Below are 19369 nucleotides of genomic sequence, written 5' to 3' on the forward strand. Positions count from 1 at the left end.
AGAAGTGAGTGGTCGCGGCGCAGGAAACCAGTCTGCAGCGGATTCTCGAGGGGAGCTCGCAGTACCTTGTTCCGCTGTACCAGCGACCCTATGGGTGGGGTGATGAACAGCTGCAGGAGCTGTGGAGCGATGTCATCCAGCTGGCCGAGGATCGCATCGACGAGCCCGACTCGACCCACTTCATCGGTTCGGTGGTGTTGGCCCCTGCGCCGGCGGGTGTGGCAGGAGCAGTAACCCGCTTCCTCGTCGTCGATGGTCAGCAACGACTGACAACCCTGACTCTGCTGCTCGCGGCGATTCGCGACTATCTGCGAGCAGTCGACGGTTCGGCGAGCCGCGACACGGATCGCATCCACAATCAGCTGCTGACAAACCAGTACCACGACGATCCAGATCGCCTGAAGCTCCTTCCAACTCAGGTCGACCGGCCTGCCTACACCGCCGTCATCGACGGCTCCGCAACTGACGATGCCGGCAGAGTCGGCAACGCATATCGGTTCTTCCGCGCTCGGCTCAGTGAACTCGCTGCGGCCGACGATGTGCCTTTTGGTCTTTCACAGATCGTCCAAGCTGTGGTATCAGGACTGTCAGTGGTGTCGATCAGCGCACACCCAGGCGACAACGTCCACCGAATCTTTCAGTCCCTCAACAACACTGGCCTGAAACTGACCCAAGGCGACCTCCTCCGCAACTACCTCTTCATGCGGCTGCCCAATCGCAGCGACGAGGTCTACCGCACCCACTGGCTGCCATTGCAAGCCTCGCTGGACAACGAACGCATCGAAACTCTCTTCTGGATAGACATGCTGCACAAGCGGCCCAGCGTCAAGCAGGGCCAAACCTTCGCTGCGCAGCAGACCAGACTCGAAAAGCTGACTTCGGAAGAACAGATCGTCGACGAAATCGAACGGATCGCACGACTCGGCCGCTTGTATCGGCTGATGATCGAGCCGACGGCGGAGCCCGATCCCGATGTCCGCGTGCGCCTTGCCCGTCTAGCCGAGTGGGACTCGACCTCACCAGCGCCGTTGGTTCTGCACCTGCTGCTCCTCAGAGACCGAGGCGAGGCCTCGAACGAACAAGTCGCACGTGCTCTGCTGTACATCGAGTCGTTGCTGGTGCGGCGGTTCCTGGTTGGCCGCGTGTCGCAAGGCTTGAATCGCCTTTTCGCCGAAACTACGCAGCAACTCGACCCCGCACTGCCTGTCGACACCGCGCTTCGCGTCCACTTCTCGGCTGGTCGCAAGCACTATGCGACCGACAAGCAGCTGACCGACGCGATCGTGACCATGCCGCTCTATCTGACGGGCCGTAACGCCCACCGCAAGATTCTCATGACCTGGATCGAGGACCTGTTTCATTCTAGAGAAGCTGTCCAGCCAGAGTCACTGTCGATTGAACACGTAATGCCGCAGAGCCTTTCGCCACAATGGCGCGCGGACCTGAGCGCCGAGTACGGCGAGGACGAAGTCGACATCCTTCACGATCGCTATCTCCACACCCTCGGCAATCTCACCTTGACGGGCTACAACGAAGCCCTGAGCAACCACGAGTTCAGCCGAAAGCGCGAAACCCTGCGCGCCAGCAGCATCCGCATGAACCAGGACATCGCCGCGCACAAATCCTGGGGACCAATCGAAATCGAGAAGCGCGGGCTCGCGCTGGCCGAGCGGATCATCGAATTCTGGCCAGGCCCCGCGGACGAATCGGCCTTCCCCGACAACCCCACGTGGGCCGCAATGCACCAACTGCTCACAGTGATGCCCACGGGCCGTTGGACCACGTACGGGGATCTTGGCAAACTACTCGGCACAGCAGCCCATCGCGTCGGCACGCGGCTGCGGTCCCACCCCGCACCAAATGCGCACCGCGTTCTGGACGCACACGGCATGATTTCCTACGGCCCCGGCGACATACCGGAGAATCCGCGTCAGCTTCTGGAAAGCGAGGGGGTCAGCTTCTCCGCGACTGGTCGGGCGGCCGCAGCTCAACGTCTGACCTCCGACGAGCTCGACCAACTGCAGACGGCAGCAGCGAGTCTCGGCTCGCCACAATAAGTTCGACGTGGGGCTGGTGGCCTACCAGCCCCACGAGTAGCCTCGGCAAGATCTACCGGTGCCTGTAAATCGAGTCTCGAAGTTCTCTCTCTCGACGGAGCGGTGCGTGACGAAGATTCGATTCGACCTGAAGCACCAGGCGATTCGCGCGGTTCTCGGTGCCGGGCCCCGAACAACTGCGGAGCTCATCCCGCAACCCTCTGAGCAGGGGCTCGAATCGATTCCACCGAACTCACCGATGTGGCGGCCTTCGCCCACCGAAACCCCAGGGAAAGGCACAGGTTGGAGGCTAGCAGCGGTCGTTGCCTACGTGCTAGAGCGCGAAAGAACTAGACCTGACCACGCGTTTCGTCCACGCAATCTGGTTCGGACGAGACATCCAACCGAAGCTGCCTGACCAATCTCTCCATCTCCTTCTCCCATCCTGGCGTCCCGCCACCGGCACTGTGGATCGCGGTCCGAACCGCGGCTGTGCCGCGAGTGCAGGCCTGGAGGAGGTCCTCCGCACGGACTTGCAGTTCGACCAGGATCTGGCTTTCGCGGTGGTCCAGCCGGGCAGATGAGATGTGGTCCAGTGTTTGCAGATTCGACCACAGCTCATCGATATGGGCAGCAAAGTCGGCGCGGTCTTTGATGCCGTCGGCACTGATCGAGGCTCTGAAGCAGACCGACCATACCTTCGCCGGGGAATCACCTCGGTCCATGAGGTGCCGCCTGACCCGCGCACCGACGGCATCGAGTCCGGGGGCTCCGCTGAGCGTGTCGGAGTCGAGCCGCACGCGATATCCGAGGACGTGCATCATTCGTGCCAGGCTTCGCAAGGTCAGGTTGCGCCTGCCGCTGAGTCGCTGGCTTACTTCGGTTGGCGTGACCTCGAGCAGTTCGGCCAGCTGCTTTTTACTCATTCCCTTCGCGTCCAGTGCGCCGTGCACCATCTCGGTAGCCGACAACAGCAGACGCTCCTCCGCGAACAGCGCTTCTGCCTCCGGTGTCCGCCGGAACCAAGTCGTCATTGTTCTTGCGCCTCCTTCCAGATCCCCCGTGCGCGTTCGGCCTGCGCGCATACCTTGCGATCGGGTGGTTTGACCGCGCCGTGCGTCGCCACCCAGTCCTGCCTCGACCTGATCATGTAGAGCCGGTGTCCCGACCTCGTCTTGATCTCATGTACCGGCGGCTCGCCGTTGCATTGCAACGGGCGCGTCTCCTCAGGGCTTCGCAGGAATCCCACCTCCGTCAACCTGTCCAACCTTGCCCGGAACTGAGCCTGAGGCTGCGGCGGCAGGCCCGCCAACCAGTCTGAAACGAGGCATCCACGTTCCGGCAGCACCACGCCGTACACCGTCAGCGCGCGTCCTTCATAGATGACCTCCAGCTCAAATGAAGACATAACTTCACTTTCTTGGCAGTGTACTGCCCGATCCAGTAGCACGTGAACTTTGACGCAAAGATGTGACTGGGAGCGGAACCCCCGCTTCGCCCGCTGGTGCGATCGATACCGTACTTGAACGCTGCCCCCGCGACCAGCACCCGTACATTCCCTGACCGCTGAGCAACACGCTCATCGAGCCGCGGCCACTGACCGACCTCGAATCCGATGTCATCACCAAGTTGCTGTCAGCTGGCGCCGCCGGCGCAGGTGAGTACTTGATGCAGCCGTGGTTACCTGAGCTGGCCGCCTGCTGATGGGTCGTCGTCGAGAAACCGCTGCAGCGTCGCAGCCGCTTCCTGGGTCAGCGGGTCGTCAGGCCCCCGCACCAGCAATAGGTCGTCGTACACCTCGGTCAAGGCGGTGCGCGCTTCCGCGCGATGTCCGATGAGCGCCAACAAACGACCCAACGCCAGCCGAATCTCCAGCGCGGTTTCGCTGCCGTCGCTCTGGGTGGCCCGCACATCGGCCAAGACCGCGCGCATTCCCGACAGCGCCTCGGTGAGTTCACCGAGTTCGATGCGGCAGTCGACGGCGAACTTGCGGCAGTCGATCGTGAGCTGATCGGCGAAGCCGCGCACTCGCGCACAGGCCGCCGCGAGCGCATCGAATTCAACTCTGGCCTTGCGGATTTCTCCGCCGATGAAGCGGGCGAGTGCAACGTCGAATCGGAGGTCGAGCACGCGCGGGCTCTCGGCACCTAGGGCGCGACCCGCGGGCTCGAGCACACCGCCGAGTACATCCGCAGCCTGCAGAGGCCTGCCGTCAGCGATCAACTCACGGTATTCGGCCAGCACAGTTTCCAGCCGCCGCTCGAGCACATCATCGCTCACCGGCGCAGTCGCCGGAAGCACCCCCTGGAACCGAACAGTCGGCGCGACTCGGTCTGGCTGCAAAGGCGCATTGGGCCGCCGGAAAACCGTGGTCGGATCGGGCACGCCCGACAACCGACCCGCGCCGAGATCGACAACTGATCCGACCGGTGGCAGTAGCGGTAACAGGCGCTCATACACCTCAGCGGCGTCGGCCGGTCGCTTCTCGGCATCCTTGGCCAGCAGATCCATAACCAGCCGGTCCAAGTCCGCAGGCAGTTCTGCGCGCAACTCGCTCGGCGGAACAGGATCGGTGGCGTAGTGATGGTGCATGACGATCGGGCCGTTGCCACTGAAAACTGGGTACCCGCAGAGCATTTCGTAGAGAACACAACCGAGGGCGTACAGGTCGGTGCGCGGTGTCGCCTTGGCACCGATGGTTTGCTCGGGCGCCATGTACGCGGCCGAGCCGAGCGGCATACCTGTCGCGGTAAGTTTCGCCGCGCCGGCGGTGAGGAGCGCGGCGATGCCGAAGTCGATGACCTTCACCGTGCCGCCAGGTGTGACAAGGATGTTGTCGGGCTTGAGGTCGCGATGGACGACCGGCAGCGCGTGGGCGTATGACAGCGCGGTCGCGATCTGTGCGGCGACCGCGACCGCCCATTCCACCGGCAGCGGCGCATCGGGGTCGAGGTAGTGCCGCAACGTTGTCGCGCCCTCGACGAGTTCCATCACGAGGTATACCTCGGTCAGGTCGGCGTCGAGGACCGCGTCATAGACCTGCGGTACTCCGTGGTGTCGGATCTGTGCGGTGATGCGGGCTTCGCGACGGAACCGCTCGGCGAACTCGGCGGCATCGGTCGGGGATTTGATCTGGGTGAACCGGATCATCTTCACCGCGATCTCGCGGTCGAGCACGGTGTCGTACCCGCGCCAGACCGACCCGAACCCACCGAAACCGATCTCCTCGATCAGCTCGTATCGATTGCCGATCCGCTGTGCCGGCACTACGACCCCCTGCCATCCTGCGACAGCCTCACCACCGCCGCACTACATCTCGGGCAGTCCGTGCCGCCGCCCGAGCAGCCGGAACGCCGCTGTGCGTGCCTGCCGATCAAGATCCTTCTTGAACTCATTGTCCCGCGCGAAGTACCGCTCGCCGAGATCATTCAGCGTATCGAAGTGTTCGACCATCTTCTCGGCAAACACCTTGTCGAAAACGACGCCGAAGTCGTCGACATTCTTGTTCGCGAGCCGAGCCTGCTCCACCTGTGGTTCGTTCATGGCCGCGTCGAACGGGATAGCGAGATGCTCCTCGGAGAACTCGGTGCCGAACCGCTCGTTGAACCGCTCGACCAGAGCCGACAGCAGCGACTTCTCCGGTTCCTTCGGCGCACCGGTGCCGTCGCCGAATCCCCGCAACTCCTGCGAGCCTTCCGGAGCCAGGCCGAGGTCGTGCTCGCCGGTCTGTTCGAGCCGGAGGTGGCTCAGGTCGACCTCGCCGATGTCGAGTCCGCCGTCCGCACGGCGCGGGAGCCGGTTGAGCAGGTGACGCCCGTAGAGATGCAGCAGTTCGAGGTCGGGGTCCTGGTAGGGCACGATCTGCGCGAGGAAGCCGTATTTACGCACGTAGTCGTTGAGGTCCGCACGGAACGACTCCGCCAATGCCACGTCGTCCTCCTCCTCGCTGTTGAGGAAGATCTGGAACCGCTCGACAGCCGGTTCCAGATGCCGGTACAGCTCGGCATGCAACTTGGCCCATTTCGCTGCAGATCCGGCGGCCTTCTGCTCGGCCACCAGGTAGGCCGCGGCAAAGGATTTCATCTCCTGAGTGATCAGGATCGGGGCCGCGACAACTCGGTCTCGGGCGACATACAGCAGGTTCGGGTCGGTCGGCAGAGTGAACGCATCCTCGTAGTACGGCGCAAACGATTCCTGGATCTTTTCGGCATCGTTGACGAAGTCAAGGACCACCAGATCCTGCTGCGACTTCCCCTCCCTGGTGCGATTCAGTCGCGACAGCGTCTGTACAGCGGCGATACCGGTGAGCGACTTGTTCACGTACATGGTGGTGAGCAGTGGCTCATCGAAACCGGTCTGGTACTTCTCCGCGACTACCAGAATCCGGTACTCCTTCTGGCCCTTGCCACCCGCCTGCGTGGCTCGGTCGTCTGCGCGGGTGTACCGGAACGCCTTCGGCAGTGCGGATTCGGCAAGCCCACCGTTCTCCGACGGCTCGGTGACCTCCCCGCCGTCGACTTCCAAGGTTCCCGAGAAGGCAACCAGCACACCGACATCCGGATAATTGACGTCATACTCCCGATCCCCCAGGTACCTCTTTATAGCCCGAGCCATCGCGACCGCACTCTGCCGCGAAGCAGTCACCACCATGGACTTCGCCCGTCCCCCGAGCCGCCCACGGGTGTGCGCGATGAAGTGCTCGACGATCACCTGCGCGTGCTGCTCGACTGCGTAGGGGTGCATGAACGCGAACCGCGCGAGCAGACTCGACGCCTTCGCTTCGGGAACCTCGACATCGTCGGGGTTCTGGTTCACCAACCGGTAGTAGGCCTTGTAGGTGACGTAGTTGCGCAGCGGGTCGAGGATGAACCCTTCCTCGATGGCCTGGCGCATCGAATAGGTGTGGAACGGACTGTATTCGGCGCCGTCACCGGTACCGAAGTTCTCCAGCGTCTTCGCCTTCGGCGTCGCGGTGAACGCGAAGTAGGAGATGTTCGAAGCCTTCGACCTCTCCACTGCCTTACGACGCAACCGCTCGTCGATGCTCACCTCGACCGCGCCCTGATCCTCATCGTCAGCGTCGAGTCCCATGTCCCGCAGCGCGGTCCGCACCGCCGCGGCCGCATCACCCGACTGCGAGGAATGCGCCTCGTCGATGACCACGGCATAGCGCCCACCGGCGAGTTCGGTCTGCTCGCGCCGCAGATAGTCCAACAGGGCCGGGAACGTGTGCAGAGTGACGGTGATGATCTTGCCGCTCTGCGAGCTCAACGCCTTGGCCAACTGCTCGGACTTCGAGCCCACCTTGTCATCGATCTTCACCACCAGCCCTGATACCTGCTCGAACCCGCCGACGGTGTCACGCAGTTGGGAATCCAGATTTCGGCGGTCGGTGATGATGATGACCTTGTCGAAAACCGGTACGCCCGGCTGCAATCCGGCCGCCCGCGCATCCGGGTCCAGGTTGTCGTACGAGGCGGTATGCAGGTCGCTAAGTCGATGCGCGAGCCAGCCAATAGTGTTCGACTTCCCAGAACCGGCCGAGGCCATCACCAGGTAGTCGTGCCCGGAACCGTGGGTCGCGGCATGCGCGGTGAGCTTCTTGACCACATCCCACTGGTGGAATCGCGGGAAGATCGTGGACCGAACAGCCTTGCCGCCAGCCACCTTCTTCTCGGTGGTGTGCACGAACCGCTCGAGCAGGTCGAGCCAGTTGTCCGGCTGCCAGACCTGCTCCCACAGGTACGAGGTCGCGTACTTGCCCTCCACCGTCGCCGGCGGATTTCCTTTGCCGCCAGCATTACCCGGGCCCTCCGAGCCCGTGTTGAACGGCAGGAACACCGTCTTCGCCGACCGCAGCTGAGTCGTGACGAATACCAGATCCGGGTCGACGGCGAAGTTCGCGATCACCCGATGCTTGAAGATCAGCTCGGTAGGATCCCGGTCCTCCCGATACTGCTTCTTTGCCTCCTCGACCCCTTGCCCTGTCAAGGGATTCTTCAACTCGGCCGTTGCCACCGGAATACCGTTGAGCAACAACGCCAGATCCAGCCGCGGCCGCGATGTCCCCGGCTTCGTCGCATACGGTAGCTCCCGAACCACCGTGAGCCGGTTGGCTTTATAGGCGTTCAGCACGTCATCGGACCCGACAAGATTCGGCTTGAAGTAGGAAACCCGAATCAACACCCCCCGATCCTTCACCCCCTCCCGAAGGACCTTCATCAGCCCCTTAGCGGCCAACTCCTGCCCCAACCGCTTTGCGAACCCGCTCTGAGCCTCGTTCTGATCCTCCCCATAGGTAGCAACCAGGTCATCCCACTCCGCCTGCTGCGTCTGCGAAATGAAGGTCAACAGCTCCCCCACATCCAGCCCGAGCTCCGCGTTGTACTCGTGCGGATTCCCCTCCTCCCAGCCGTTCTCCACCATCGCCGTGACGATGGCCTCCCCAAACACCTGTTCACTGTGGACTGACATTCTTCGCTATACCCCTTGGGTGAGATTCCGCCCGGAACCGGTGGTTACGTCAATTTGGCCGGTTACTGCGGAACTGATGAGAGATTGTCGACGTTCGGCAAGCAGGGAAATTCTCCTATCGACAGCGTCGACCAGACCGTCAATCCTGTTGTTCTGATGACGAATCTGTTCAACAATCCGAATCTGCATGTGTACTGGCGGCAGCGGGATTCTCAGCATTTGCAGATCTGGAACGTAGATAGTTTTGTGGGTGGATCCCATGGCAAGACGACCGAGCAGGTCGGACCGCATCGCCCGGAGGCACCACAGGAGATAGTACGGGTTCAGCCGCGGGCCACAGGTCCAGGTAACAAAGTCCTGACTGGTCGCCATATCGCTTCCCATCACCGCCGAGTACCCCGCCGATGCGGTGCGACAAAGCACAACAGTGCCTTTGGGGTGCAGCTCGGCAGCTGAGTTAGCCAGCCCGATTTCGCTAATCATCTCCCGCGTCTGCGTCAAATCTTCGAGGCGATCGTTCCGCACTTGCTTAACTTCACCGGTCGTGATCCAAGGAATTGTGCAGTTCTGCCACCACTCTGGCCGACTCCTACTCGGCGTGTGGCCACTACCCATCTTGGCCACCAGACCCAACCGAATCTCTGGCCACTCCACCGCAATGGCCTCAAGCCATGGGAGTCTCGAAGTGCGAAACTCCTCGACCTGGTCTTGACCAGATACCGCAGCAATTACACCAGCCACTCGGCGTTCGAGCAAACCCTCGCGTAGGCGTTGCGATGCCCCGACCAACCGGTCGATGCGGGAGGTTTCGGCGTCGAGGAAGTCGGCGATGCGGCGCTGTTCCTCCAGAGCAGGCAGATCGACAGGAATGTCACCGAGGTCTTCCCCGTTAATTCTCGGTGTACGAACAGCTCCGCTCTCAGTATTACCTATACCACGCAAGCGAGAAATCATCTCGCCTACAAACCAACTCGATCGGAAAAGATGATGCAAATAGCGCGCCTCCGTGTCGGCTCCTGGGCGTAGCACAAGGTAGTCAGGACTCACGAGTCCGCGCATTGGACTAATTCCGACCGCTCCCTGAAAGGCGCGCATCCGATTGACGACTATATCTCCTTCATCGCACACCTTGTAGTTGCTGAGATCTTCGGCTCGAGGCAGGTCATCCGTTAAAGATTCACGCGGCACAACACCGTGATGGATCGAGACTGCCATCAACGGATGCTGTTCAGATCCAGCGCGTTGATCGACTAGTTGATACGAGTACTTGATGCGGGCCACACTCACTGGGTCACCTCCCCCAACAGATCTTGAATTTCAACCTCGAGCGACCTAAGCTCCGCATCGATCACATCCAACAGCCTCGGTGGATTGTAGGAATAAAACTGCCGTGTGAACGGAATTTCATAACCCACCTTGGTTTTGGCGTGATCGATCCAGGCATCGGCGACATGGGGCAGGACCTCCCGGATCAGGTAGTCATTGATGTCCTCAGCCAACGGAACGTTCTCGAAGTCGCGCAAGTCGGGGTCCGGCTCAGGAGCTCCCTTAAGCATCTGAACCTCGCCCTCCAAATCGCGTGTCCCGACAGCTTCACGAAATACCTTGACGAAAGGCGCACCGCTGGGCCATATTTCACCAGCACTGACCACGGCATCGCGCATGGCAGACACAGCATCCGCCTTCGCCTTCCAGACGGAGCCAATCAACGGTGCGAGGAGGACTCGGAACGCATCGGAGTCGCCATACTGCTTGCGGACCGGCGCAGAGGAGGCGAGCTTGTCCAGACCTTCGTCGGTGAGCTCGAACCGGAGCTTTAGCGGCCGCTCCACGGTGATGCGACGGTACCCGAAGTCTTCATTGTTGAAGACCTTCACCTTGCCGCACAGCGGGTGAGTCGGATCCTCGACCACCATCATCGCGTCCCCATACAGCCGAGTGATCTCCCGAATCTGCTCATCGCTGATCTGCTTACGCTTGTCACCCAACGACTTCCGCATCTTCACCCAGTATTCGCGTGCATCCAGCAGCACCACCTTGCCCCGATGGTCGGGCTTCTTGCGGTTGGTGAGGATCCAGAAGTACGTGGAGATTCCGGTGTTGTAGAAGAGCTGATCCGGGAGCGCGACAACAGCTTCCAGCCAGTCGTTCTCGATGATCCAGCGGCGAATATTCGACTCACCGGATTCGGCGGCACCGGTGAACAGCGGGGAACCGTTGAAGACGATGGCGATTCGGCTACCACCCTCACCGGCGGCGTTGACCGGCTTCATCTTCGAGATCATGTGCTGCAGGAAAAGCAGCGAGCCGTCGTTGATGCGCGGCAGGCCAGCGCCATAGCGACCGACTTCGCCGAGATTAGCCGCCTCCCACTCGACATCGTCCTTGATCTTCTTCCACTCCACGCCGAAGGGCGGATTGGCGAGCATGTAGTCGAACTTGGTTTTCGCGTGGCCATCGTTGTCGTCGAGCGAATTGCCGAGGACGATGTTCTCGGAGTCCTCCCCCTTGATCATCAGGTCGGACCGGCAGATCGCCCACGATTCCGGGTTCAACTCCTGCCCATACAGGTCCACCGTCGCCTGCGGATTCAAGGCTGTGATGTGCGCCTCCGCCGAGCTGAGCATGCCACCAGTACCGCAGGCCGGGTCGAGCACACGACGCACCACACCGGGCACCCCTAGCAAGTCGGCATCCGGCGCGATCAGCAGATTCACCACCAGCTCGATGACTTCACGCGGTGTGAAGTGCTCACCGGCGGTCTCATTGGACTGTTCAGCGAAGCGCCGGATCAGTTCCTCGAAGACGTAACCCATCTGGTGGTTGGACACCACCTCCGGCCGCAGGTCCAGATCCGCGAACTTGCCGACCACCTGGTACAGCAATCCCGCCGAGTCGAGTTTGCGGATCTGCTGGGCGAACTCGTACTTCTCCAGTACCTCCCGCGCGTTCTCGGAGAACGAGTTGATGTAGGCGAGGAGGTTCTTGCCCGCGTACGACGGGTCGGCGGCGATCTTCTTCAACGTCAGGTCGCTGGTGTTGTAGAACACCGCCCCGGCCGCCATCGTGAGGAACTTGTGTACGTCGATGTCCTTGCCCGCCAGGGACTCCGCCTTCGCCACGACCGCGTCCCGGGTCGGCGCCAGCACGCATTCGAGCCGCCGCAGGACCGTGAACGGCAGGATCACCTTGCCGTAGTCGGACTGCTTGTAGTCGCCGCGCAACAGGTCGGCGACCGACCATGCGTGGTTGGCCAGCTCGCTGTGCTTGCCGGTGTCCACTCACTACCTCCTAGGAAATGCTGTCGGGTTCGAGCACGCCGATCGCGGGCCGACGGTCACCAGTTCGGAGACTTGATCGACCTCGTTACAGGCTCACCCCGGGCCGATGTAGGCCGGTGCGCGCTACGAGTTGTCCCACCGTATCGCTGCCGCTGCCCGCGTGACAGCGATGGATGCGGCTTGGCGCAGGGCACCGTGTGGGAGCGCCCCATTAACTCGTCGTATACAACGACTATCTTGAGTCACGCTACGTCATTCGTCAAGACCACATTATTTGGTTGACAATGTTTTCATTACCATGCAATCTGGGTACACAGCCTCGGTCATGCCCGACAGGGGCATCCGCTGGGAGCGGATCCACTCGATCGCCGTCGCCGACACGACAGCCGACGTAATAACCGGGCGTCTGAGTAGCGATACCAGCACTGCACCGGTCGCCCGTCCAGTCGATCACCCGCTCTGACCTCAGTTCCCAGGTTTCACCCGAATCACGTTCAGTACGAGAAGGGTTCACCGCATGTCAGACACCGCCGAGGCACACCCCGTCACCACCGATCTCATTCCCTGGATCGCCGATCAACTCGACCGAGCCGAACTGAGCGACGAAGTCGGCCTGATGATCCTCACCGCGCTCGAGGGCGACCAGCCGCTCGACGACTACCTGGGTGGCTCATCGCGAGACCTGCCTGCCTCTGCCACGAACTCAACTGACGCACCGGATAGTTCACGCGGCACATTCCTCACCGCGATCGAAGTCGAGGGCTTCCGCGGAATCGGCCCGACCACCACGTTGACACTGCGACCCGAACCAGGCCTCACTATCGTCGCCGGCCGCAACGGCTCAGGAAAGTCGAGCATCTCCGAAGCACTCGAACTCACTTTGACCGACAGCGCCTACCGCTGGACCGGCAAGAAGTCGACTCAGTGGCGCGATGAGTGGCGCAACCTGCACCACGGAACGGCGCGGATCGCCGTCCACCTGGTCGAAGAAGGCGACGACCCGATCACGGTGAGCATCAACTGGGCCGACGGCGAAGCCGATGTCGACCAGCACACCACCCGCACGCAACGTCGCGGCGGCAAACAGCAGATCGGACGCGCAGACCTCGGCTGGGACGGCCCCCTGCGACAGTTCCGGCCGATCCTGTCCTACGACGAGCTCGGCGCCATGCTCACCGGCGCACCGAGCGACCTGCACGACGCGATCTCGCGGGTGCTCGGCGTCGGGCAGCTCACCGATGCGGTCGACCGAATTCAGGTACGGCACAAGGCCCGCAAGGGACCGGGCGACGAGCTCGCCAAACAGCGCCGCGACCTCGCTACCGCCGCGGCCACGTTAGACGACAATCGCGCCGCCGCCGTTGCGCCTCTCTTGAAGAAGACCCTGCCCGACCTCACTCGCCTGCGCGAGCTGCTGCACAACGCCGAGACCGAGAACGGCCCACTGACCGGCCTCCGTGCGCTCGCACAGCTGCGCGCTCCCGTCACCTCCGACGATGCGAAAGCCGTGGCGAAACGTTTGCGATCGAGTATGACCGCGTTGGCCGAGCTCGGCGCCGCGGCCAGCGACAAGCAGCTCGCCACCCTGAACCTGCTCGAACAGGCCCTCCGGGTACACGCTGAGCACGGAGACATGAGCTGCCCGGTGTGCCAGGGCGGGCGGCTCGACAACGCGTGGGCGACTCTCAGCCGAGAAGCGGTCAGCGCCGAACGCGACCACCTGACCGCGCTCACTCAGGCCCGAAAGATGGTGGAGCTGGCGCAGTCCGAAGCGCTGGGCATGCTGTCGACGCCGCCTCCGGTCCTCGACCGCTCCCCCGTACCCGAACTCGACTCGGCTGTCGCCGCCGCTCGCACCGCGTGGAACCAGTGGGGATCGATCACCCGCGGCGACACCGCGCCCACCATGCTGCGACTCGCCGATCACCTAGAATCCGAGGTCGATGCGCTGCTGGAGGCCATCGATCAGCTCACCGAAGCCGCCGCCGAATGCGTGTCCGCGCGTGAGGACAACTGGCAGCCGCTCAATGCCCGCATACGCGCGTGGGGTGTGGCCTGGGAGGCATGGCTCGCGGACAAGCCGGTCGTCGACCAGCTCGCCAATGCGAAGAAGTGGCTGCAGGACAACGACATTCGACTGCGCAACGAACGGCTCGCGCCGATCCGCGAAGGAGCGATCCACGCGTGGGAAATGCTGAAGCAGGAAAGCAACATCGAAATCGGTGACCTCGTCCTGGAGGGCACGTCGACCCGGCGCAGGCTTCGAATCGACTCGAAGGTCGACGGCGTGCCCGCAGGCGGACTCACCGTGTTGAGCCAGGGCGAACTCCACGCCATGGCGCTGGCCCTGTTTCTTCCGCGAGCGACTATGGCCGAATCACCGTTCCGCTTCCTCGTACTCGACGATCCGGTTCAGGCGATGGACCCCGCCAAGGTCGACGGACTCGTTTCGCTGCTCAGCGAACTCGCCCAGACCCGGCAGGTCATCGTGTTCTCCCACGACGACAGGCTGCCCGCCGCAGTGCGCCGCGCGAACTTCTCCGCCACGATCGTGGAGGTGAGCCGCAACAACGACTCACAGGTGTGCATCACACCAGTCACCGATCCGTCCCGCCGCTACCTGTCCGACGCGTTCGGGCTCGTCATGGAGTACGAGAAGAACAAGATCCCTGACGAAGCACTCCGGCGCACGCTGCCCGGGATGTTGCGGTTCGCGGTGGAGGCAGCGGCACGGCACAGTTACTTCACCCGCAATATCCGTGCGGGAGAACCACTTACAGCGCTCGAAAAGGAGTGGGAGGCGGCCACGACTACCCGGTCGAAGGTGGCCCTCGCCATCTTCGGTGAGCCGCGGGAAAATCATGCCCTCGACCAGTGGGCACGCGCGGAGTACCTCAAGTCGGCGTTGAGCACGGTCGGCTCCAAGATGCACAACGGGCTCGCCGTAGGCACCGACCCTCGACAGGTGGCCAAAGACGTTCAGCGCATGGTTCGCGATATCGAGGCGGCGGCCAAATGAGTGTCCTGCTGACGCTTGCGTCCGCCCAGGTCGCGGGCCGAACACCACACACCAACCGGATCAGTGCCTGGCTGACGCGAACGGCATTGGAAGAGATCATCGGCGACCTCCTCAGAGCACGCGGGATCGAACCCGGCCGAGCCAGCGGCAACGCGCGACTCTCCTGCTTGGAGGTTGCCTACCATGACAGCCCCGAAGTGGCGACACAAGCGCAGTATGCGTGGGCGCGACTGTCGGAGGCCTGCCACCACCACGCCTACCAGCTCTCACCGACATACCAGGAAGTGATCCATCTGCTCGGCATCGTGCAGAAGCTCCGTGAGCGGATCGCCTCGAAGTCAACCCATCAGCAATAGGAGAATCAACGATGAAGACCACCATTGCGGCACTTGCCACCTCGGCCATGATCGCCCTGGGAACTGCCGGCCCCGCGGCGGCGGAGGTGACACCTCCTATCCCCGCGTCTGCATCCCCGTCGGCCGCGATTCTCATCAGTCTCGACGCCGCCGGACATCCGGTAGCCATGTGCATGATGCCTGGCGACACCTTGGAACTGCGCGCAGGCATCGGTGCAGCGATCGGTGCGTTCGCCGGCCTGCCCATCTTCATTATCGGCGCGGTGCCAGGAGCCCTTATCGGCGCCGGGTCCGGCGCACTGTCGTGGTGGATCGCCGACCAGCAACGCCACCGAATCCCCGGCCCCTGCTGACCGCCTGGTCTCGACCACAGGCAAGTCTTAGACCACGTTCGAACCGGGTCGGTGACCACGGGACGTCGCCGCCGATCTCGCGAATGTAGAAAGTAGCCAACGCAAATGAGTGAATTTGTGCAACGAGACCTCGGCGGGCGCCCTGACCGTACGATCACCGATCACGATCGAGGCGTGACGGTCTATCTCCGGAAGGTGGCGCCCCGACAATGGAGGTTCGTTGTTCGGACTGCTGATCTCGAATCCACCGGTGCACTCCGGATCAGTCAGACTGTGAGTACCGGTGAGCGCACAACCGGCCGCCGTGCCGATTCGCTTGCGCTGGAGCTCGCTGCGGAGTTCGAACCGGCCGCGCAGGCAATCCGTGCAGCCAAGGTCGCCGAAAGCACTGAACGGGCGGCATATTGGCGCCGTCAGGAGGAGGCGCGGCTCGAGGAAGACAGGGCGAGAGGCCCAGCCGTCCACGAGGTGCTACACCGACGGCTCGGTTCCGATGACCCAGAGCGAAAAGCCGGCGAGTGGCGGCCGGGCAGCGTCATCGAGACCACACCATTTCGGCCGGGTGCGGGCAAGCCGATTTCCGTGGCGGAACTGTCCACCTATCGTGTGGTCGCCGCCGATCAAGTCGATCCGGATGTGTTCGCGACATGCACCGAACACCGCACCCTGTACGGAACCTACAGCCAAGGCCGCGCCCGCGAGCTGGCTCGACGTGACCGCTGGTGCCCGGACTGTTCCGCACCGGTGCGGAACGCCTCCGTGTCCGCTCGGGACTGATTATCGTCGGTGTGGCGATGCCGAATCCTGAGACCTCGAACAGAGAGTAGGGCCAAACGATGGGTTTGAGGAAACGCATCGCGCAAGCTCCGTCCGCAGCGCGGGCGCAGATGTCGGATGTAGCGGCAAGCACCCGGACGCGCCTCAGCGCTGCCCGGAAACGCGCCCGTGAGCTGAAAGAAGAATGGCAGGAACGCTGGTACCGCCGAAACCATCCGTCGACGGCACAGGATCCTCAGATCAAAGATACCGAGGATGCGTTCTACCAGGCAGCGAAGTCCGTCGTCGGTCACATCAGTGCGATCGAGCATGCGCAGCGAGAACTCGGCTCGGAGATGCCGCCCAAGGAGTTCCTCTCGACCGGGTCCGTGCGCGAGGAGCGACGGATGTATCGAGACACCATCCGTCAGTCCACGTCAGACGCGCGCCGTGAATTCCCCTTCCTCCGGGAGCAATTCGTGACGACTATCAAACCGTCGTCCGTGCCCGAAGTTGTGCTCCAGTCGAGTGCGATGGTCGACTCCATCGACCTGTACCTGCGAAACCGATTCGATGGCCAGTTCCATCCGGAAGATGCGTTGACCCGCCTTCACGCCGCAATGTTCGATCAGTGCCCACTCGTTTCCAGCGAAGACGACGGCGGCGCAATGGACACCGATTCGGCCACGCCTGATGCCGAGTTGACCGATGCGCAAGCTGACGACGAAACGCCGAGCGAAACTGAACCAGCCGCGACGGTACTCCTCGCCCGACGCATGCGTGACCCGGAGTACCGACGGCACCAGCATTCCCTCATTTACATAGATCGCCTGGCGCCGATCAACCAGCTCGTCGACGCGCTTCGCAGCGAGCAGGGCGAATGGATGCCGTATGTCGCTCCCACCTACGGCGGCATCGAGGCACGCATCCTGGCCGTGTTCCGCGATCCCGGTCCACGCACCCAGCAGGACAAGGGCAGTGGATTCTTGTCGCTCGAGAACGACGACCCGTCCGCCGAACGGCATCTCGGGTTCGTCACCGATGCCGGTATCAGCCCCACTGAACTCACGGTGTGGAACACCTATCCCTGGTACATCAATCGCAACCCCGCATCAGGCGAGATCGACCGCGGGCTCGGCCCCCTGCGTCGACTGATAGATCTGCTTCCCGAGCTCCAGGTGGTGATCGCGCACGGCGGTGCAGCCCAGACAGCGTGGCAGCGCTTCGAGCGCAAATATCCACGCATCGCCGGCCGACTCGAGGTGATCAAGACGTATCACACCAGCCAGCAGGCACTCTGGACGCCCGACGTCGAGGAGCGAGAACGCCGCCAGGCCGACATCGCCAACGCGTATGCGAAGGCCGCCGCGATGCTCGACTGAACGTTGTCACATCGCCTGTTGCAGAGGTTCCGACTTGCGAACCCAAAATGACTGGGGCCGCATACATCTCGTCCGCGGGAACATAGGATCGAAGCGGAAAGTCGGTTCGGATAGATCGGCAGCCGGATGCGCTGCCGCCGGAGGGGATCAATGACCACACCCGACAGCTACGAGATCGTGCTAGACCTGCTCAGGCAGTCCCTGCCCGGGGTCGCCGCAGAAATCGAGCAGGAGGTCCGACGCGGCCGTGTTGCGACCAAAACCGACTTCTTGCGCGATGCGCAGTACCAACAACGCGTAAGCACGCTCGCCGACGAACGGCTTCCAGCCATCGACCACCGCGACATCGGCGTCATCCCGTATAGCGAGGACGAACAACTCGACCTGATTCGTCAAGCGCTCGCCACTCTGGCCGAGACGATGGCCTCGACTCGGCGTGCGTTGCTCGATCTCAGCAGTAGCTACGATGTCGACCACGTCATCGAGTTCGGTGATCCAGAACTCGAGGTGTTGGCCGATCTGGATCTGGAGACCGAGACCGCCGCAGCGGAGGCCGCGGCTCGAGCTGTGCGCTCGCTGCTTCACCGTGAAACCCACGGAGGAATGCGATGAAGAGGGCGGAGCTCATTCGCGCAGTTGAGCAGTCGATCGGCATCCTTGCTCCGATCTACCGGAACGGCGCCCACGAATCCGATCTATACGAGGCTTCCCTACTGCCCATTTGCATCGCTGCCGCGACCGATGCCGGCGGGACTGTAAGACTGACCTACGACGGAACATCCCCCGCGAGTCAACTGAGATTTCGCAGGTCACCAGGAAATCTGTGGTCGGGCGACTTCTGTTATGCGCAGGTAGAATTCGCCGATACACCTAAGATGATCGAGATCCATCTCGGCGTATACGTTGTCGGTCGTTCCAAGGTTGCGCATGAATGCGACGTTGCGATCCTCGACCACCAGGAGGCACAGCGTAGTCGCCTCGGATTCGTGCATCCGCGCAATGCCAAGCTGATCTGCGCGATCGAAGCGAAGCACTATAGCAGCTGCCCCGGTCTCGGCGTGGGACGTGGGTTTCTTGGGCTTGCACAGGAACTGACTTCGAAGAAGTGCTCCTTGGCCTTCCCAGCAAAAGGGTCTGACACGTTATCCGGCCTAATTGCCAAGAAGGACAGCCAAGCCTACGCCGAGCTTCTGCCAGGTACTGGTGCTGCGAAGCGACTCCAGTCCCATATAGACCAGTCCATCAGGAATTGGAAACAGACTTTGTAGCCTCGATGGTGCGAACCATCTGTTGTGCGCGCCGCGGGTATGGCACCACGCGAGCGGCAGGAGTGCTCGTCGAGATGCGGCGCAGGACGGCCGGACGCAACGCTGAGGTGTGAGCGTCCGGCCGCCGAGGCAGATCCATTACGGTCGACCTGCTCGTTTCCGCGCACGCACACATGTACAGCTACCCGAGGTACGGCGCGCCTCGTTGCTCGGCGTGATGTCCGAGCCGCATCCTGACCGTGGAATGCACAGGTAGATCCGACAACTCGTCCTGACCGACAAAGCGAACCTCCGTCGATTCGCTACTGACGGATAGCTCGCCACCGATCACCCGACCGTAGTATGTGACTGGCCGGTCCCCGATGATGCGACCACCCCGAAATAGAATCCGGGGTGATTAGATCTGTTCAGTTGATGCCGCAGGCCACGGGATGGTGGGTGTGG

At 62.5% G+C, this 19369-nt stretch carries 14 protein-coding genes; 8 read left to right on the forward strand and 6 right to left on the reverse strand.

The genetic code is table 11. The features are described 5' to 3' along the window. The first annotated feature begins 8 nt into the window (after nucleotides 1-8). Nucleotides 9-2057 carry a GmrSD restriction endonuclease domain-containing protein gene (locus ACWF82_RS24805; protein ID WP_452504816.1) on the forward strand — a complete coding sequence of 683 codons (2049 nt, stop codon included), beginning with the start codon at nucleotides 9-11 and terminating at the stop codon, nucleotides 2055-2057. Nucleotides 2058-2386: 329 nt separating this feature from the next. Here ACWF82_RS24805 and ACWF82_RS24810 read toward each other — a convergent pair whose 3' ends face one another. From ACWF82_RS24810 to ACWF82_RS24835, 6 genes are all read right to left on the reverse strand, one after another. Further along, nucleotides 2387-3070 carry a helix-turn-helix domain-containing protein gene (locus ACWF82_RS24810; protein ID WP_452504818.1) on the reverse strand — a complete coding sequence of 228 codons (684 nt, stop codon included), beginning with the start codon at nucleotides 3068-3070 and terminating at the stop codon, nucleotides 2387-2389. Continuing rightward, nucleotides 3067-3444, reverse strand: coding sequence for a hypothetical protein (locus tag ACWF82_RS24815; RefSeq protein ID WP_452504820.1), 378 nt, complete (start codon nucleotides 3442-3444; stop codon nucleotides 3067-3069). Before ACWF82_RS24815 ends, ACWF82_RS24810 begins: the two co-directional genes overlap by 4 nt. A gap of 272 nt (nucleotides 3445-3716) precedes the next feature. Next, on the reverse strand, nucleotides 3717-5303 hold the full coding sequence (locus ACWF82_RS24820; protein ID WP_452504822.1) for a serine/threonine-protein kinase: 1587 nt from the start codon (nucleotides 5301-5303) through the stop codon (nucleotides 3717-3719). Nucleotides 5304-5345: 42 nt separating this feature from the next. Further along, nucleotides 5346-8222, reverse strand: a complete 2877-nt coding sequence (locus ACWF82_RS24825) for a type I restriction endonuclease subunit R (protein ID WP_452504824.1) — start codon at nucleotides 8220-8222, stop codon at nucleotides 5346-5348. 294 nt (nucleotides 8223-8516) lie between these two features. After that, the gene (locus ACWF82_RS24830; RefSeq protein WP_452504826.1) at nucleotides 8517-9791 is read right to left on the reverse strand and encodes a restriction endonuclease subunit S; all 1275 of its coding nucleotides are present in this window, start codon (nucleotides 9789-9791) and stop codon (nucleotides 8517-8519) included. Nucleotides 9792-9793: 2 nt separating this feature from the next. Then, complete coding sequence (locus tag ACWF82_RS24835; protein ID WP_452504828.1) at nucleotides 9794-11791, reverse strand: type I restriction-modification system subunit M; 1998 nt, start codon at nucleotides 11789-11791, stop codon at nucleotides 9794-9796. Nucleotides 11792-12308: 517 nt separating this feature from the next. On the opposite strand from ACWF82_RS24835, the gene ACWF82_RS24840 reads away from it, so the two are divergent. The 7 genes from ACWF82_RS24840 (at nucleotide 12309) to ACWF82_RS24870 (ending at nucleotide 18925) form a co-directional block, all read left to right on the forward strand. After that, nucleotides 12309-14810: an AAA family ATPase gene (locus ACWF82_RS24840; RefSeq protein ID WP_452504830.1), complete on the forward strand. Its 2502-nt coding sequence runs from the start codon at nucleotides 12309-12311 to the stop codon at nucleotides 14808-14810. Continuing rightward, complete coding sequence (locus tag ACWF82_RS24845; protein ID WP_452504832.1) at nucleotides 14807-15166, forward strand: hypothetical protein; 360 nt, start codon at nucleotides 14807-14809, stop codon at nucleotides 15164-15166. The genes ACWF82_RS24840 and ACWF82_RS24845 overlap by 4 nt, the downstream gene beginning before the upstream one ends. Before the next feature lie 11 nt (nucleotides 15167-15177). Beyond that, nucleotides 15178-15519: a hypothetical protein gene (locus tag ACWF82_RS24850; protein ID WP_452504834.1), complete on the forward strand. Its 342-nt coding sequence runs from the start codon at nucleotides 15178-15180 to the stop codon at nucleotides 15517-15519. A gap of 105 nt (nucleotides 15520-15624) precedes the next feature. After that, nucleotides 15625-16296 (forward strand): hypothetical protein, encoded by a 672-nt coding sequence (locus tag ACWF82_RS24855; protein WP_452504836.1) that lies wholly within the window; start codon nucleotides 15625-15627, stop codon nucleotides 16294-16296. Between the two features lie 65 nt (nucleotides 16297-16361). Then, nucleotides 16362-17657: a uracil-DNA glycosylase gene (locus tag ACWF82_RS24860; protein ID WP_452504838.1), complete on the forward strand. Its 1296-nt coding sequence runs from the start codon at nucleotides 16362-16364 to the stop codon at nucleotides 17655-17657. Between the two features lie 150 nt (nucleotides 17658-17807). Next, a complete protein-coding gene (locus ACWF82_RS24865; protein WP_452504839.1) occupies nucleotides 17808-18269 on the forward strand; it encodes a hypothetical protein in 462 nt (153 codons plus the stop codon). Continuing rightward, nucleotides 18266-18925, forward strand: coding sequence for a hypothetical protein (locus ACWF82_RS24870; RefSeq protein ID WP_452504841.1), 660 nt, complete (start codon nucleotides 18266-18268; stop codon nucleotides 18923-18925). Before ACWF82_RS24865 ends, ACWF82_RS24870 begins: the two co-directional genes overlap by 4 nt. Nucleotides 18926-19369: the final 444 nt, after the last annotated feature.

The organism is Nocardia sp. NPDC055053 (assembly GCF_053608285.1).

Excerpts from the sequence above, each read along its gene's own strand:
- ACWF82_RS24810 (WP_452504818.1), bottom strand. The coding sequence starts at position 3,070 with ATGACGACTTGGTTCCGGCGGACACCGGAGGCAGAAGCGCTGTTCGCG.
- ACWF82_RS24815 (WP_452504820.1), bottom strand. The coding sequence starts at position 3,444 with ATGTCTTCATTTGAGCTGGAGGTCATCTATGAAGGACGCGCGCTGACG.
- ACWF82_RS24840 (WP_452504830.1), top strand. The coding sequence starts at position 12,309 with ATGTCAGACACCGCCGAGGCACACCCCGTCACCACCGATCTCATTCCC.
- ACWF82_RS24845 (WP_452504832.1), top strand. The coding sequence starts at position 14,807 with ATGAGTGTCCTGCTGACGCTTGCGTCCGCCCAGGTCGCGGGCCGAACA.
- ACWF82_RS24850 (WP_452504834.1), top strand. The coding sequence starts at position 15,178 with ATGAAGACCACCATTGCGGCACTTGCCACCTCGGCCATGATCGCCCTG.
- ACWF82_RS24855 (WP_452504836.1), top strand. The coding sequence starts at position 15,625 with ATGAGTGAATTTGTGCAACGAGACCTCGGCGGGCGCCCTGACCGTACG.
- ACWF82_RS24865 (WP_452504839.1), top strand. The coding sequence starts at position 17,808 with ATGACCACACCCGACAGCTACGAGATCGTGCTAGACCTGCTCAGGCAG.
- ACWF82_RS24870 (WP_452504841.1), top strand. The coding sequence starts at position 18,266 with ATGAAGAGGGCGGAGCTCATTCGCGCAGTTGAGCAGTCGATCGGCATC.